Below are 15,984 nucleotides of genomic sequence, written 5' to 3'. Positions count from 1 at the left end.
TTTTGAGGCGTTTATACGAAAGCAGCTAGCGAGATGCAGATAAAGGCGTGGGTGTGGGAGTTGGTGTAACATTCAGGCCAGGAGACAATGGCGTCGGCGTTGGAGTCGCGGTCGGAGTTGAAGTTGGACTCGGAGTAGGGCTGGAAATGATTCTGGTCGGACCTTTGGGAGTCGCGGTGGGAGTTGGGCTGGGTGTCGGCGCAAAGTCCGGAGTCGGAGAAACGGTCGGAGTCGGCGTGGGCGAGGAGCTTTGCGCGAAAGCGCTGCGAGACGGAACAACCAAGCCTGCAACAATCAGAAGCAGCAAGCAGCACGCTGCGGTTACGGCAAGAACATGGAGCGTTTTTGCCTTTTGAAATCGCACACTGACAAGGATGCCGGCCTGTCTCGGCCGGTTGGCCCGGGATTTGCGCTGTTTTTAGAGCAATGTGACAATAGAACCATGAAAAAACTTTTGATCGTAGTAAGAACCATGTTGGCCGCTGGGGTGGTACTGCTGGGAAACGCGGTAGCGCAAACATCCGCGGCCCCAAGCCAGACTCAGCCGGCCAAGAAGCCGGCTGCGCCTGCAGCCAAGAAATCTCCACCCACCGCCAAGAAAACCGGCACAGCGACCAAGGAAGAGGCCGTTACTGCGCTCACTACCAGCAAGCAGAAAGCCAGCTACGCAATAGGCATGAACTGGGGCACGGGCCTGCATCGCCAGGCAATTGACGTGGATAGCGCCGCGCTGATCCAGGGCATGAAAGATGCATTGGCTGGCGGCAAAACATTGCTGACGGAAGACGAAGCGCGCTCCGCGCTCATGCAACTGCAGAAGGAAATGCAGGAAAAGCAGCAGGCCAAAGCCGCGCAAGAGGGTGAGGCCAACAAGAAGGAAGGCGATGCGTTTTTGGCCGCCAACAAGACCAAGCAAGGCGTTGTAACGCTTCCCAGCGGCTTGCAGTACAAGATTCTGAAGGAAGGCAGCGGCCCCAAGCCGACTGCTACGGACAGCGTGGTATGCAACTATAAAGGCACGCTGATCAACGGCACAGAATTTGATAGCTCCTATAAACGCGGAGAGCCGGCAACATTTCCGGTCACCGGCGTTATCAAGGGCTGGACGGAAGCGCTGCAACTGATGCCCGTGGGTTCAAAATGGCAGCTGTTCATTCCCCCTGATCTGGCTTACGGACCTCGCGGCACGCCGGGAGGACCTATTGGTCCCAACGCCACACTGATCTTTGAAGTGGAATTGGTATCGATCAAAGAAAAGAACCCGCCGCCTGACAAAGTTCCTGCTCCAGGAGCCGCGCCGGACAAGACTCCAGCAGGTGGTGCAACTTCGTCACCAACCCCGGCTGCATCACCTACGCCGAAGAAATAAAGATTCATTCGCTTCATTGAGGGGGCCGTCAGCACAAGAGACGGCCCCTTTTGCAATGCAGCATGCGTTTCCTAGGCGCGCTTTTTGTTATTGCCGTTCTTCTCTTTGCCGTTCTTCAAAATTGCTTCCACCTGCCGCAGATGGTTCAGATCGTGCCCTGCCACCATCTTGACGACGTGATTGACGGTTTCATTGCCGCGCTCCGCGTGGACGCCGTAATTTTCCCAGAGCTTTCGCGGAACTGATTTGAGCAGAGCAATGTTGGCTTCGCGCAAGGTACGAAAATTCACGAGCGATTGCCGCGGATCACGGCGAGCATAATTAAACGTCCTCGCCCACAAGTCCTGATCATAAGGCTGGATAGGAACCGCATTGTTTGTCAGGACTTGACGGAGCCGCCAGGCGATGGCGAGTTCCGCATCGGCCAGGTGGGCCACGATTTCAGCTACCGACCATTTGTCCGGCGCAGGCCGACGCGTCAATTGTTTGCCGGTCTTCCCTTTCAGCAGGGCAGCCAGTTTGATGGGTGCGGCCTGCTGCGAACGCAAGGGATCTTTGCCTTCGCTGTAACTTAATAATCGTTGGGTGTACTCCTGAACTGTTTCCTGCATCGATCCTCCTCCAGATTCGGTGATTGGATATATTTCGCGGGCCACACGACTCAGCAAATGATGGGCAGCAGGCCCCATCCGCTTTCGTCTTGTAGAATAGGCGGCATCATGGCCGAAAAACGCATGCAGGTGCGCGAGGACTTAAGACTGAGCGCATTCATGCCGCCGGCCCATCCCATTCTGGTGGTGTGCGAAAAATGCAAGAAATGCGCCACCCTGCTGGAGTTCCTATTTCCCCGGCAGCCCAGGGGGATGGTTGTGCGCTTTGGCCGATGCAGCTGCCTGCATTGCGGTCATCAATGGATGATGCCCGCGGGATTTCACCTCTTCACGCGGGGGCCGCTCTGGCTCAGGATGCCGTGCCACAAGAATGTCTTGTGGATCCTGAACCGCCCGCATCTGGAGTTTATGGAGCAGTTTATTGCCGCCGATTTGCGGGAAGAAAGGATGCCGAACCGCTCCAGCCGTCGCCTTTCGTCGGCTCTGCCGCGCTGGCTGATCGCGGGCAAGAACCGCGATGACGTGGTCCGCTGCCTGAAGAAGCTGAGAGAAAAGCTGGAAGCAACGAAACTTGACTGAATCACAGTGCTTGGTCGATGGCGGTTTGCAAGTTCTGGACCAGAGCTGGAGTAAAGCGGCAATTCTGCACCTTCACCGCCCCGCGTTTCATCTAATACATAACTGCGTATGAAGCTAACCGTCTATACAGCCCCCTGGTGCCGCGATTGCCATGTCGCCAAACGCTGGCTCGCCCAGAACAACATTTCCTATGACGAAATCAATATCGAAGAGACGCCCGGAGCCGCCGAGGAAGTAATCCAGCGCACCGGCAAACGCGCCATTCCACAGTTTGTGATCAATGGCGACTGGGTACAGCCATACATTCCCCGGAGAAGGTTTCAAATATCGGGAAATGGCGGAGCTGTTTGGTGTAAGCGAATAAATCAAAACGCTTCTGAAGCAAAGCAGGTCAGGTGGATGCGACTGCATCCACCTGGCTTTTTAATTGCGCGGCAGCTTCTTTTCCGCGGGCCGTCTCCAACGCAATGATGGAGGCAGGCGCAGGCGCAGAATGCGCTCGCGGTGAAGTTCATCGGCCACGGACAGTTCGCGGGCCTTCAGCAGGTCCTGCAACCCGATCAGCCCTACTAGCTTGGGGCCGCCATTTTTCGTCACCACGGGAAAGCGTGTGAGTCCTGTCGCCGCCATGCGATTTACCACCAGACGCAAAGGCTCTTCAGGAAATGCCACGATTGGCGCTTTTGCTATTACCTGCGAGAGCTGAACATTCCCGTGATGGCCATCACGCTGGTTTTCTATGGCAGTGAGAAGATCATAGCGAGTAATCACGCCCAGCAGGTGCTGATCGCCATTAATCACAGGATAGACGCGCTGGCCACGTGGATTGTCATTGTGGGCCAGAGCGGCTTCCAATTCAGCAATCGTGCTCTCTGCCGGAAAGGCGGTAATGTTCGTCCGCATTACATCCTCCACGGCGAGAGCTTCCAAAGGATCAACCACATACTCGCGGGAAAGATGATGGCCGCGACGGCTGATCTTTTCCGTAAGGATGGACCGCTTCATGACCAGTACGGTAAAGGTATGCGCGCTGACGCAGGCGATCAGCAGAGGCAGTATGGAGTGATAGTCGCCGGTAAGCTCGAAAGCAAAAATTACACCCGTGAGAGGTGAGCGCATCGTCCCGGCCAGCATGGCGCCCATGCTGATGAGCGGCCAGAAACCAGCTCCCTGATGCGGCAGGAAGAGCGCATCCACAGCACCCAGAGCGCCGCCCATCATGAGCAATGGAGCCAGTACGCCCCCGGATGTCCCTGATCCCAGGGAAAAACTCCAGATGAGGCACTTAACGATGAGAACGCCCAGAATCAGCCTGACGGTGGCATTGCCCTGCAAGACCTGCTGGATAACGTCATAACCAACGCCGAGCGCGCGAGGATAAAAATAACCGCCAATGCCGATACCCAAACCTCCGATTGCCGGCCACCACATCCAGTGGATTCCTTTGAGATGAAGAAATGCATCTTCAAAGGCATAGACCAGTTGCGTAAGTAGCGCGGAAAGGCCGCCGCTCAGCAACCCCGCGAGCAAACAACCAAAGAGAACGGCGGGCGCCCACACAACTTCATGGGCTGGAACGGGAAAAATTGGGCCGCCACCCAGCAAGTGCACGCGGGCAGCCGCAGCCGTGATGCTGGCCAGGGCAACCGGAATAAAGCTACGTGGCTTCCATTCGAACAATAGCAGCTCAACTGCGAGCATGATGGAAGCAAAGGGTGCGGCAAACGTAGCAGACATGCCGGCCGCAGCGCCGGCTACAAGAAGCGTCTTTCGCTCAGCCGATGAAAGATGGAAGAATTGGGCGATGAGAGAGCCGAATGCACCGCCCGTCATGATAATTGGGCCTTCCGCGCCGAACGGTCCTCCAGAGCCGATGGAAATAGCCGTGGAGACGGGCTTGAGCACAGCCAGGCGCGGTTCCACCTTGGCTCCTCGCAGAAGAATGGCCTCAATCGCCTCCGGGATGCCGTGACCACGAATCTTGTCCGAGCCAAACTTGGCCATCAGCCCCACAACCAGCCCGCCAATCACAGGCACAAGAATTACCCAGAGGCCCAGGTGAGAGTCACCCGGTGAAGCCGGCACAGTGCTCAGGCGATGAAAGAAAAAGACGTTGGTGAAGAAGGCGATCAGCTTGAGCAGCACGACGGCAACATACGCAGACAGGACGCCAATAACCAGGGCAAGCCCTGAGATCGGCAGTACTCGCCATGTTGTGGTGAAATCTCCAAGCGTTCCCGCTGGTGCAATGTTTAGATTTTCCGCGAGGGATGACTTTTCCTGGGTGGGTTCTTTCATTGTCCAGATTTCTTGGTTACTCCTGTTCGTGGCCGTGTCTCTGTCTTTGCATCTCTGGCTCGGCCGTCTCCGGTCAGGCGAAGGATCGCTTCCACCAGGGTCGGTCCTGCATCGCGCAGTTCCTGGCGAGCCGCGACGCCAAGCTTCCGCAGCAGCGTTTCGCCATCGGGAGTGATGGAAAGCGAAACCTGGCGGCGATCTGTGGCGGGACGCGTGCGGCGAAGCAGGTTGTGCTCCTCACAGCGGTCAGCCAGTTCCACCATGCTGTTGTGGTTGAGCTGCATTCTCTCAGCCAGATTGGTGATGGTGGGCTCCATATCCTTGGGCAGCCCTTTAATGGCCAAAATCAATTGATATTGCTGAGGATTGGCCCCCAAAAGCCGCGTGGACTCCTCCATATTCCGGAGAAACCGGCGCAACTGATAACGAAATTCCCCTAACGCCAGATATTCCGGCTCAGTGAGAGGACGCAAATTTTTTCCCTTTGACATTTTATATCGCCTCGCGACATAATACCAGCATTCTGCTAGATTCGAGCCTGGGCCTTCAGCCGGCTACCAAACCCGGTTGAGGGCCCTTTTAAATTAAGCGCTCTTTGAAGTAGTGCTGGTTGAATTGTAAATAAATGTAAGCATAATTAAACGCCCTTCCCTTTGCCACCCATCCAAAAAGTAACGTCACGTTAAACTTTCCCGGACAAAAGTCCAGAGTTGGCGAAAAAAGGGCGTCGCCATTTATGATCAAAGTAGCTGGTTTATGCCCTTTTTTGAGAGGAAGAGCCTTTGATTCCACGCTATACCCGTCCTGAGATGGGCCGTATCTGGAGTGATGAAAATAAATTCCGTTGCTGGCTAAAGGTTGAAGCTGCCGCCAGCCTTACCCTGGCCGATGCGGGGATTGTCCCTGAGAATGCCGCGCGGGCGATTGCCGAGCGCGGTGACTTTGACCTGAAACGAATCCATGAAATTGAAGCCGAGGTGCGGCATGACGTGATTGCCTTTACCACTGCCGTGGCGGAAAAAGTGGGCCCCGAGGCGCGCTGGCTGCATTACGGCCTTACGTCGAATGACGTGGTGGATACGGCGCAGGCGCTCCAGATCAAAGAGGCATCGCGGATTATCGCGGAAGACCTGGAGCAGTTAAAGCAAGTGCTGGCGCGACGCGCGCACGAGTTTGAGCACACGCCAACGATTGGCCGTACCCATGGCATCCATGCCGAGCCCACGACGTTTGGACTGAAGCTGGCCAACTGGTACGCCGAGACAGTACGCAACATCGAGCGGTTCCAGCGCACGGCGGAAGAGATGCGCGTGGGAAAACTCTCTGGCGCTGTGGGAACATTTGCGCATCTGGAGCCGGAGTTCGAAGAAAAAATTTGTGAGCGCCTGGGCCTGAACGCTGCCGCAATCTCAACGCAGGTGATCCAGCGCGACCGCCATGCCTATTACGTAGCCACGCTGGCGACAATCGCATCCACGCTGGACAAAATCGCCACTGAAATACGGCACTTGCAGCGGACAGAAGTCCGCGAGGCTGAAGAATATTTCAGCGAGAAGCAAAAAGGCTCTTCCGCCATGCCGCACAAGCGCAACCCGATCACCTGCGAGCAGATCAGCGGACTCGCGCGCGTGGTGCGGGCCAACGCGCAAGCCGCGTTTGAAAACGTGGCGCTCTGGCATGAACGCGATATCTCACATTCATCGGTCGAACGCGTGATCTTGCCGGATTCCACTATTCTTGTGGACTATCTGCTGACCAAGACCATCCATTTGATTGACACGTTGATGGTCTATCCCAACCGCATGCTCAAGAACCTGGAATCAACCGGTGGGCTGGTCTTTAGCGGGCAGCTGCTGCTGGATCTTTCTGAGCATGGCATGGCGCGTGAAGACGCTTATCGCCTGGTGCAGAAGCACGCAATGCGCGCATGGAAAGAAGATCTCAACTTCCGCGAACTGGTGATGAACGACGCGGAGATTACGTCGCGGGTTCCGGCAAAGCAGATTGAACAGGCGTTTTCAATCGAGCGGCAGTTGAGGAACGTGGACAAGATTTTTAAGAGGGTGTTTGGGAAAACCAGTTAGCCGCAGATTTCGCAGATGGACGCAGATCAAGAAATTTAGCCGCGAATCAACGCGAAAATACGCGAATCAACATCAGGTTTGAAAGGTAAAAACCTTACTATGGATTTTCGCGGATGAATGCGGATCAAATGATTCAGCCGCGAATAAACGAGAATATACATAATTCTTTTTGATTCGTGTTTATTCGCGAAATTCGCGGCTAGGCTTTTTAGACGGAAATGGTGAACGACGTCTCAGTCCTGGTCACCGGACGATACATGGTGTCGCGCTCGACAGGTTCCCGGCCGGCTTCGCGGATCAGGCGCTCCAGTTCCTTGCGGACCATACCTTGCGGCGTGGTTGCGCCGGCGTCGTGATAGATTTTTTCTTCAATCACAGTGCCGTCAATATCGTCGGCGCCAAAGCGTAGTGAAATCTGGGCAATCTTGGGCGAAAGCATCTGCCAATAAGCCTTGATATGCGGGAAGTTATCGAGCACCAGGCGACCGATGGCGATCTGTTTCAGGTCGAGCATTCCGGTGGTCACAAACAGGTGCTGCAACGGCGTGTTCGCTGGATGGAAAGCCAGCGGGATAAATGTCTGGAAGCCGTGAGTCTCGTCCTGAAGGGTGCGCAGGCGGATCAGATGGTCGGCGCGATCTTCTTCGTTTTCAATGTGGCCATAGAGCATGGTCGCATTCGATTTGAGGCCGATCTTGTGCGCTGTGCGCGCCGTGTCAAGCCATTGGTCGCCGTCAATTTTATGGTCGCAGATCACACGGCGCACACGCTCATTGAAGATCTCAGCGCCGCCGCCGGGCAGTGAGTCCAGGCCGGCATTCTTGAGCTGCCGCAAAGTTTCTTCAATCGATAATTTGGCGCGCTTGGCCAGGAAAGCGATCTCAACCATGGTCAGGGCCTTCAGGTGTACCTGGGGAAAACGCTCTTTTAATCCTGAAATCAGGTCAAGGTAATACTGGAATGGCAAGTCGGGGTGCAGGCCGCCGACGATATGAAACTCCGTAATGGCTTCAGAGTAGCCCGAAGCCGCGGTCTGGAAAGCCTCGTCAAGGGCCATGGTGTACGCGCCGGGAGCGTCCTTCTTGCGGCCAAAGGCGCAGAGACGGCAGGCGGCCACGCAGACATTAGTCGGATTGATGTGGCGGTTGACGTTGAAATAAGCCACATTGCCGTGCAGGCGCTCACGAACATGGTTAGCCAGCCAGCCGATGGCCAGAATGTCCGGTGAGCGATAGAGGGCGACCGCATCATCAAATGTGAGCCGCTCGCGCGCAAAGACTTTATTGGCAATGGGTTGAAGGGTGCTGTCGTCCGTCTGAAACCCATGTCTTGCCTGGGTGGGAACAGTTGTGGCCATAAACAAAATAATACCTTGTTTTTGAGGGTGGCTTCAATTGCTGCGACAATGGACGCAATTCCCTCCATCCAACGCCCTTTTAGCAATCATAGATTGCTACCGTCACGTCTTTGCCCGATCAAGAAGATGACAAACCATATTGCAGGATACAGAAAATGGTATGTTTCTTGGCTTCGTTCTTCTGCTTGTGCGATCTTGTGGGACGGCGATTCATGGCGTTTCAATATCGGGCCCAACTTCAATTGCCCGGCGAACTTTACAAATGCCAGATTCCAGAGGGAAATCCGAATGTTGATTAAATTTTTCTTTCCGGATAGCCGCGGCATTAAGGCTTGCTTCCCCCTTTTATTGAGCACCTAATTTCCCATTTTGGGCTGGAAAAATCCTGCGAGTTTGGTAACAGCCGTGCTGGTCTGTAAAGTACAGAAAAGTTAAATAAAGAAAGATTTGAAAGGGCACTCCAAAAGCGCCAAGCAATCCCCAATTCCCTAATTCTCCAAGGAGAGAAAAATGAATAGCAAAAGATGGTTATGTTTTGCCGTCATGAGCTGCTTAGTCCTGCTCAGCGCCACCCTGTTCGGACAAGCCACGAGCAATGCCACACTGCAGGGGACGGTCACGGACAAGAACCAGGCCGTGATCAAATCTGCTGAAGTAACAATCACCAATAAGGCGACCGGTGCAGTCCGCACCGTGAACACCAATGACGTGGGCGAGTACCGCGCGGATTTGCAGCCCGGCATCTACACCGTGAAAGCCAAGGCAAATGGATTCTCGGCGGCGGAAACGAAGGACCTGGAAGTCTTTGTCGGCAGGACGTTGACGCAGAACTTCTCGCTCGTCCCAGGCGGGGTAAGCGAGACAGTGGAAGTGACAGCAGCCGCGCCGCTGGTTGACCAGACAAAAACTGACGTAAGCACGAACATCACCCCGGAACAGATTACGGACCTGCCGCTGATCGGCCGCGATATCGCCGACCTTGCATATCTTTCTCCCGGAGTGAAGGCCGCAGACTCCTATGATCCAACCAAGAACCGTTATGCAATTCTGTCAGTGAATGGCGAAGGTGGACGCAACGTAAACGTCACCGTCAACGGCATTGACAACAAAGATAATACGGTCGGTGGACCTGTAATGCAGCTTCCGGCTGAAGCAGTACAGGAGTTCCAGATTTCGACACAGAGGTTCTCCGCAGTGAATGGCCGCTCCGAAGGCGCCGCCATCAATGTGATCACAAAATCTGGGTCGAACAGCATCCATGGATCGGCATTCGGATTCTTCCGCGACCAGGCCCTCAACGCGGACCAGACGCAGCCCGATACCACGTCTCCCAGTGGCTTTAAGTCTTCAAATCCGCCTTATTCGCGGCAATGGTTTGGCGGATCCATTGGCGGACCAATCAAAAAAGACAAATTGTTCGTCTTTTTCGCCATGGAGCGTCAACGCGAGCATACTTCGAAATCTGAGGCTCCGTTCGCATTTACTGAGTTGACTCTGGCAGCCCCGATAGGAGCGCAGGCAGCCGCAATTATTCCGACGCCGTTCTTTGAAAACCGTATTGCGGGAAAAATGGATTGGACGATCAATACGAAAAACAGCGCCTACCTCTCTGTGGCTACGCAGGCGAACAACAGCCTGAACGACCAGAGCGACGGCACGCTGGACCTGACGGCCGGCAACTTCACAAAAAACCACATGCAGATTGCCAACGTCACCCTAAACTCTTCAATTACGCCGACGTTGATCAACCAAGCTACGATTGGTTTCCAGTATTGGAATAACCTGATTGACAGCAATCAACGTGTTCCTCTTGTGACATTCCTTAGCGGTGAGCAGTTTGGCACCAATACCAACGTTCCGCAAAACTCGATTCAGCGCAAATACCAATTCAAAGACGACCTGAGCAAGACAATTGGGCGGCACACTTTGAAGACTGGAATCGACTACATCTTTACGCCCTTTATGGGTGGCTTTTTCGAATTCAATCCAACTTTGGAGATCGATTTCGGCCAGGACCCCAGCTGTATTCTCGGTGTTGGACCAGGCGCCGGCCAGCCTGGTTGCGGTCCGGCTTTCTTCCCGCAAGGATTTTCAACTCCGGGTCTCATCTCCGGCAATGGCATTGGTGGCGGAATGAGCATCGCTGTGGGCGATCCGACCTTCATCATCAAGGATGCGAAACAGCTCGGCTTATACTTACAGGACGACTGGAAGGCGACCTCGCGTCTAACCCTGAACCTTGGTCTTCGTTATGACAAGGACTTCGACTTCATCGGCGGCTCAAAGATTTCCGACAGCCGCACCTTCCAGGAACTGCAGGCGGCCGCGCCTTTCAGCCCTCTGGCAGCGTCACTGGTGGCCAAAAAGGCGACTGATTACGGCAAGAACTTCAGCCCGCGCTTCGGCTTCGCATACGATCTCAACGGCCAAGGCAAGCACATTGTCCGCGGTGGATTCGGAATGTACTATGGCAACACTTTCCAGAACATCCCGTTGTTCATGGAGCAGCAGGCCAATGCCACCATCTTCCAGACGGCATTCGCCATTTCCGGCACGGACATCGTGCCCGGCACAGGCATTCCGCTGAGCAGTTGGCGTTTTGGCGTTGATCCTCTGCCAACAATTCCGGCGCCCTCTGGAACGCTGGCTGCCGGTGCAACAGGCAGAATCATGGACCCGAACTATCGCAACCCCGTGACCGAGGAGTTCAACGGCGGATATACCTGGTCGATCAACTCCAAGACAGTGTTTGAAGCCGAGTACGTACACGTGCTTGGTCTGCACCAGAACAAGACGATCAACCTCGATCCCAATATTCCCGTCGACCCGAATAACATTACCACTACAAAAAGAACCGGCGCTCCCGGCGGGTTTTTCCGTCCTCTCGACGCCGCGTTCACAGCGGCGGGTGTACCGGTGCTGGGCAGCGTCCGCGATGAAACTTCTGGCGGGCGTTCGCGCTACGACGGCATGAACATCAGCTTCCGTCAGCGTGGTTTCCACAAGATGGACCTGATCGCCAATTACACGCTGGCCCGCGCCGTTGGGTATAACCAGGATGGCGGCTCTTTCCGCTACTATCCTCGTGATCCGCAGCACCCGCTCTCTCCTGCCGAGTTCGGACCTGCGTTCAATGACGAACGGCATCATTTCACATTGGCTGCAACAGCACACCTGCCCTGGAATATGGAATTCTCTCCAATTCTTCAGGCGGGATCGTCCCGTCCATTTAACGCTATTGCGGGGAACAATATGCTGAACCTGGGCGGCGGCAGCGACGCTGGGGCTCTGATCGTGACGAATAGCGATCCGAACAATTTGGCCTCTGAGCTTAACGCTGCGAAGGCCCTGAATCCCGCCAACCCAACCTTGCCGGAGGTGCAGTGCTACTACTCAGGCAACTGCCACCTTGCTCCCTACAACTCCTTGCGCGGCGACCCATACTTCAACATGGATGCCCGCGTGGCGAAGAACATTAAACTGGGTGAAAACCGCAACCTGCAACTTGCGTTCCAGGGGTTCAACCTGTTCAACCATGCCAACTATGGAAATGATTTCTTTAACACAGTTGGTACCAACTTCAATACACCTAGCGACTTTATTAACCCCACGAGCAGCACACTGCCGCGGGCTTTCACGGGTGAATTTGGAGCAAGGTTCACCTTCTAAAATCTTGAACGTTACCTAACCTTGGGCCGGCAGAAATGCCGGCCCATTTTTATTGGGCGCGATTTGAAGATGATTGCGGGATGCAAGACAAGCGTGACGTGCCTCAAAGCAGACATTTTCCGCGGGAGCTCGCTAAGATTATTCTTCGCCGCTCTCGTTGGGGTCCCAGGTAATTGAAGCCCCAGAACCTTCCTGGACGGCAGAGCCGGAAATACCGCCTTCAAACTGGTCAGGATCGCCACCGGCTAGCTCGATCTTGCGGCGCTGGACCTCACGGATTTCACGCAGGATGGCCGCTTCGGCTTCAAGATATTGCTCTTCTGTGATGGAGCCTTCTTCCAACTCGACCTGCAGGTGCAGGAGTTGCTCTTTGAGAGGAGCGTCGTCCGTCCACTGCTCTTCCGCTACCTTCAGCAAGGTGCGCATGATGAAGTTCCAGCCGGAAAAGGGCGCGAAGAGCAGATCGTCGATTAAGAGCATAGTGTGCCGTTTCTTTTCTGCGACCCCGAGCGAAGCGAGGGGTCCCTATCGTTATCAATACATTTTGGAAATATGAACCGATCCGTATGAGCCTTTATGGCTATAGAGTTCCCTCGCTACGCTCGGGATCCAAAAACAAAAGCTTACCCCTGTCCGCCGCGCTCCAATTTCAGGCGGATATTCACAAAGTTGTAAGGCGGCCACGGGCCGGTGTACTTGAAATTCAGGCGGTCGCCAAATTTCTGCGCGACTTTGTTTACAGCGGCGTCAAACTCCGCCTCACGGGCCTTCTGGATCAGGAACGCGGCGTTCATGATCATCTTGTCGCCAATTGGTTTGTTGTCGCGTGAAGCCACGCAGACGGCGCGCAGTCCGTCATAAATTTCACGGACGTAGTTTGCAGCGAGCTCGGCCAGCGCCTTATCGATCATGCGGCCCAGCTGCATGCGCGCGAAGTACGTGGATTGCAGGTGCTTGCGCGTTAATTCCTGGTGGAAGCGATGGATTTCATCATGCTCACGCTGAAGTTCCTCGATAATGCGGTCGCGGTCCCAGGTAACTTTCAGGCCGAACTCAAGCTTGCCGGTCATCTGCTTGAGAACGTCTTTCAGCGACGAATAAATGCTCTTCAGCACTTCACGTATATCGTCGTCTGTGCGGAACACCGTGCCAAAGCTCATGGGAATGATGGTGTAATTCTTCATCACGGATTCGATGACGTGCTCATGGGCCAGCGCGTTGTCACGCGTCGGATCAAAGATGAAAACAGGCGTGCGGCTCACGACGGCAGCGATATCGCCATAATGCACCGTATACACGTCTTCATTCACGCCGCCGATGCTGCTGCGGCCAAAGCCGACAGGGGCGCGCGATTCAATCACGCCATAAACGTAGCGGCCTTCCTGCTGTTGTCCGCTTCGCGGCTCCATCTTCAGGCTCGCCGGCGGAGGCACAAGATCCAGGACCGCTGTCGCCGGTTCAGCCTTGATGGTCGCTTTGCGGACCGCGGTTGTCTTCTTGCCTGCCTTCTTGCTTGGACTCATTGTCTCTCCTCAACATGTTGGAGGTTGTCGCCAAAAATTCTTCAATCTCAATCGGCTTGAACATTACGCCAATGCCACGGCTGGCTGCTTCATCCGCGGTTTCCTTGGTGGCATACCCCGTAAGCAGGGCCGCGGGAATGGCGGCGTTAATTTTTCTTGCCGCAGAGATTACTTCAAACCCTGTATGTTGCTCTTCCAGTGAATAATCGCACAGAACCACATCAAACTGCTGCCTCTCCATGGCCTCAATCGCGGCCTTGGAGGTGCCGCACGCCACAACTTCATAGCCCTGCCGCTCAAGAATAAGACGATAGGTGAGCAGGACGGCCGCTTCGTCGTCCACCACCAGCACGCGGTATTTTTGATCGGCACTCACAATTTTACGACTGGCAAATCAATCTTGAAAGTCGTGCCGCGCCCCAAACGGCTCCTGACGGAAAGCTTGCCTGCATGGTTCTGGATGATTCCTTTCACGATCCAGAGGCCCAGCCCGGTGCCGCGTTCGCCCTTGGTGGTAACAAACGGCTCAAAGATGGTGCGAATCATTTCCGGGGGAATTCCCGAGCCGGTATCAGCGATTAAGATGCGCACCCAGCCATGCAGGTCGTCATAGCCAGGAATATGGCGGCTGCGTATGCGCAGCTTGCCTCCGTTCGGCATGGCGTCACGGGCGTTAATGACCAGGTTGGATAGCACCTGGCGAATCTGGTCGGCGGCGATCACGGCGTCCGGAAGCACGTCCAGTTGCGTCTGGACTTCCACATTGGCGCGCTGAAGCTGGCGATTCAGCAGCAGCAGTGTATCTTCGATAATGGTATTGACGTTGACCGGCTTGACCTGTTCCGTGTTGCGGTAGAGACCAAGCATCTGCCGCACGATGCGCGCAACGCGCTCAGTTTCCGACTTCAAAATGTTGTAAACGGGCGCGGCATTATCTGGAATGGCGCTGGCCAAAAGGTAGATCGCGTTCTTGATGGCCTCCATGGGGTTGTTGACCTCATGGGCGATGGTGGCGGCCAGCCGGCCGGTGGCGGCAAACTTTTCAATTTCCAGCATGCGCCGCTCTACCTTGAGCTGCTCCACTTTGCGCAAGGCCGTGAGGTCGCGCAGGACTGTGACGGTATATGCAACCTGACCGCGCTCACCATAGATCTTGCCGGAGCGGGCATCGTAATCGATTTCCTGCCGCAGCGTGGGATTGTACAAACGCAATGGCGCCGTTTCGCGATCGGCGAAAGAAGAGGTAAACGCGTCAATAAAAGCCGTGAGCTTGGTCTGGTTCTGAAACTGGACGGTGTCGCGCACCACGTCCACCTCTGTGCCGAAAAGCTCCTGGGCCAGCGGGTCCACCAGCACGATCTTGGCTTTGCCATCGCACACCACAATTGGGTCGCCGACGTTTTCAATAATCAGGTTCAGGCGGTCACGGTCCTGCCGCACAACTTCTTCAGCTTCGCTGAGCCGTTCATAATTCAGGCGCAATTCCTGGTCAGCGCGACGGAGATCGGTCACGTCACGCATCACGGTTACAGTGCCGAGCTGAATGCCGTCCGGGCCGAAAGTGGGCGCAGAAACGGCTTCAAACAGCATTTCTTCGCCCTCAATGGCGTCCACCAGCGTGAGATCACGATGGGAATCGCTGCCGGAAACCAGCATGGAAGAGAGCGCCGCGGAGAAAAGCAGGTTGTTGAACTCAACCGCGCGCACCAAACCTTCTGTCATCTCTTCCGGCACTCGGAAGAAGCGCTCTGCGGCCTTGTTCTGCATGATGACGCGATGCTGCGTGTCAGTGAGAATGACCGGGTCAGCCATGCTCTGCATTACAGTGCCCATTTGCGCGATGGTGATTTCCATATCACGCATGCGGTTGTAATAATGCTCAACCTTGAACAGGCGCGAAAGATAGCGGTTGGCCAGGTCAATCAACTCGCCTAGCTCGGCAATGGCCTGGGCAGAGTGGTTCCTGGGCAGTTCCACCACCACTACCGCGGCATAGGCGCGCATCTCACAGGTGGAACACACCTGGTCTTCCAGGCGGACACGTTTTTCCCGGCGCGAGTTCTGCACCGCCAGACAGCTTGAGGCGCGAATACGGTCCGCTTCCCAGCAAAGATTGCGGTTGGAATAAAGAATGGGATGGACGTAAATGGGGCGGTTGTGCAGGTTGCTTTTTTCCAGCACCTCCGGCCGCACGGAGTGCAGAACGCTGGTAAGAGGATGGTCCTGCATCCAGAGCGCGCTGGTAAATTTTTCCATCTGCGCACGAGGCCATTTCAGCGCCGCAGCCGGCGTGATTTCACCACTGTCGAGATTCACGTCAACAACAAGCGCGCGCGGATTGCCGAGAGCGATGATCTCTTCCAGCAAAAGCGGGAAGATCTCCTCCGAGCGTTCCGCCTGCAACAGACGAAGAACGGCAGGACGGCGAGGTTGGGCTGTACGCCGTCCATTCATGCGCGCCGGTTGCATCCGGATTTCGGCCGTAGCCATGCGT

At 55.3% G+C, this 15,984-nt stretch carries 13 protein-coding genes and 1 pseudogene; 6 read left to right on the top strand and 8 right to left on the bottom strand.

Annotation, left to right across the window (positions count from 1 at the left end):
• Positions 1-53: 53 nt before the first annotated feature.
• Positions 54-356, top strand: coding sequence for a hypothetical protein (locus LAO76_00370; GenBank protein MBZ5489368.1), 303 nt, complete (start codon positions 54-56; stop codon positions 354-356).
• A 116-nt stretch (positions 357-472) separates the two neighbouring features.
• Complete coding sequence (locus LAO76_00365) at positions 473-1,369, top strand: FKBP-type peptidyl-prolyl cis-trans isomerase (protein ID MBZ5489367.1); 897 nt, start codon at positions 473-475, stop codon at positions 1,367-1,369.
• 71 nt (positions 1,370-1,440) lie between these two features.
• Here the strand turns inward: LAO76_00365 and LAO76_00360 are convergent, their stop codons facing one another.
• Complete coding sequence (locus LAO76_00360) at positions 1,441-1,980, bottom strand: DinB family protein (protein ID MBZ5489366.1); 540 nt, start codon at positions 1,978-1,980, stop codon at positions 1,441-1,443.
• Positions 1,981-2,088: 108 nt separating this feature from the next.
• On the opposite strand from LAO76_00360, the gene LAO76_00355 reads away from it, so the two are divergent.
• Positions 2,089-2,559, top strand: a complete 471-nt coding sequence (locus LAO76_00355) for a hypothetical protein (GenBank protein MBZ5489365.1) — start codon at positions 2,089-2,091, stop codon at positions 2,557-2,559.
• 108 nt (positions 2,560-2,667) lie between these two features.
• Positions 2,668-2,923 (top strand): annotated as a pseudogene (locus LAO76_00350) (glutaredoxin family protein).
• A 59-nt stretch (positions 2,924-2,982) separates the two neighbouring features.
• Here the strand turns inward: LAO76_00350 and LAO76_00345 are convergent.
• Both LAO76_00345 and LAO76_00340 read right to left on the bottom strand, forming a co-directional pair.
• Entirely contained in the window at positions 2,983-4,857 is a 1,875-nt protein-coding gene (locus LAO76_00345) for a chloride channel protein (protein MBZ5489364.1), read from the bottom strand.
• Positions 4,854-5,348 carry a MarR family transcriptional regulator gene (locus LAO76_00340; protein MBZ5489363.1) on the bottom strand — a complete coding sequence of 165 codons (495 nt, stop codon included), beginning with the start codon at positions 5,346-5,348 and terminating at the stop codon, positions 4,854-4,856. The genes LAO76_00345 and LAO76_00340 overlap by 4 nt, the downstream gene beginning before the upstream one ends.
• A 291-nt stretch (positions 5,349-5,639) precedes the next feature.
• Here LAO76_00340 and purB point away from each other — a divergent pair, with 291 nt between their 5' ends.
• Entirely contained in the window at positions 5,640-6,941 is a 1,302-nt protein-coding gene (gene purB / locus LAO76_00335) for an adenylosuccinate lyase (protein ID MBZ5489362.1), read from the top strand.
• A gap of 208 nt (positions 6,942-7,149) precedes the next feature.
• Here the strand turns inward: purB and mqnE are convergent, their stop codons facing one another.
• A complete protein-coding gene (gene mqnE / locus LAO76_00330) occupies positions 7,150-8,298 on the bottom strand; it encodes an aminofutalosine synthase MqnE (protein MBZ5489361.1) in 1,149 nt (382 codons plus the stop codon).
• A gap of 510 nt (positions 8,299-8,808) precedes the next feature.
• Here mqnE and LAO76_00325 point away from each other — a divergent pair.
• The gene (locus tag LAO76_00325; protein MBZ5489360.1) at positions 8,809-11,967 is read left to right on the top strand and encodes a TonB-dependent receptor; all 3,159 of its coding nucleotides are present in this window, start codon (positions 8,809-8,811) and stop codon (positions 11,965-11,967) included.
• A 138-nt stretch (positions 11,968-12,105) separates the two neighbouring features.
• Here LAO76_00325 and LAO76_00320 read toward each other — a convergent pair whose 3' ends face one another.
• From LAO76_00320 to LAO76_00305, 4 genes are all read right to left on the bottom strand, one after another.
• Positions 12,106-12,447 carry a gas vesicle protein GvpG gene (locus LAO76_00320; protein ID MBZ5489359.1) on the bottom strand — a complete coding sequence of 114 codons (342 nt, stop codon included), beginning with the start codon at positions 12,445-12,447 and terminating at the stop codon, positions 12,106-12,108.
• Positions 12,448-12,590: 143 nt separating this feature from the next.
• Complete coding sequence (locus LAO76_00315) at positions 12,591-13,490, bottom strand: GvpL/GvpF family gas vesicle protein (protein ID MBZ5489358.1); 900 nt, start codon at positions 13,488-13,490, stop codon at positions 12,591-12,593.
• Positions 13,426-13,866: a response regulator gene (locus LAO76_00310; protein MBZ5489357.1), complete on the bottom strand. Its 441-nt coding sequence runs from the start codon at positions 13,864-13,866 to the stop codon at positions 13,426-13,428. The genes LAO76_00315 and LAO76_00310 overlap by 65 nt, the downstream gene beginning before the upstream one ends.
• On the bottom strand, positions 13,863-15,980 hold the full coding sequence (locus LAO76_00305; protein MBZ5489356.1) for a PAS domain-containing protein: 2,118 nt from the start codon (positions 15,978-15,980) through the stop codon (positions 13,863-13,865). The genes LAO76_00310 and LAO76_00305 overlap by 4 nt, the downstream gene beginning before the upstream one ends.
• Between the last annotated feature and the right edge of the window lie 4 nt (positions 15,981-15,984).

The sequence above is a fragment of the Terriglobia bacterium genome, assembly GCA_020072645.1.
Taxonomy (GTDB): Bacteria; Acidobacteriota; Terriglobia; order Terriglobales; family Acidobacteriaceae; genus Angelobacter.
The sequence above is the reverse complement of the archived record's forward strand: the minus strand, read 5'-3'. Positions and strand labels throughout refer to the sequence as shown.

Coding starts and splice junctions, on each gene's coding strand:
- LAO76_00345 (MBZ5489364.1), bottom strand. CDS start 4,857: ATGAAAGAACCCACCCAGGAAAAGTCATCCCTCGCGGAAAATCTAAAC.
- LAO76_00355 (MBZ5489365.1), top strand. CDS start 2,089: ATGGCCGAAAAACGCATGCAGGTGCGCGAGGACTTAAGACTGAGCGCA.
- LAO76_00360 (MBZ5489366.1), bottom strand. CDS start 1,980: ATGCAGGAAACAGTTCAGGAGTACACCCAACGATTATTAAGTTACAGC.
- LAO76_00315 (MBZ5489358.1), bottom strand. CDS start 13,490: ATGAGTCCAAGCAAGAAGGCAGGCAAGAAGACAACCGCGGTCCGCAAA.
- mqnE (MBZ5489361.1), bottom strand. CDS start 8,298: ATGGCCACAACTGTTCCCACCCAGGCAAGACATGGGTTTCAGACGGAC.
- LAO76_00320 (MBZ5489359.1), bottom strand. CDS start 12,447: ATGCTCTTAATCGACGATCTGCTCTTCGCGCCCTTTTCCGGCTGGAAC.
- LAO76_00365 (MBZ5489367.1), top strand. CDS start 473: ATGTTGGCCGCTGGGGTGGTACTGCTGGGAAACGCGGTAGCGCAAACA.
- LAO76_00325 (MBZ5489360.1), top strand. CDS start 8,809: ATGAATAGCAAAAGATGGTTATGTTTTGCCGTCATGAGCTGCTTAGTC.
- LAO76_00305 (MBZ5489356.1), bottom strand. CDS start 15,980: ATGGCTACGGCCGAAATCCGGATGCAACCGGCGCGCATGAATGGACGG.
- LAO76_00340 (MBZ5489363.1), bottom strand. CDS start 5,348: ATGTCAAAGGGAAAAAATTTGCGTCCTCTCACTGAGCCGGAATATCTG.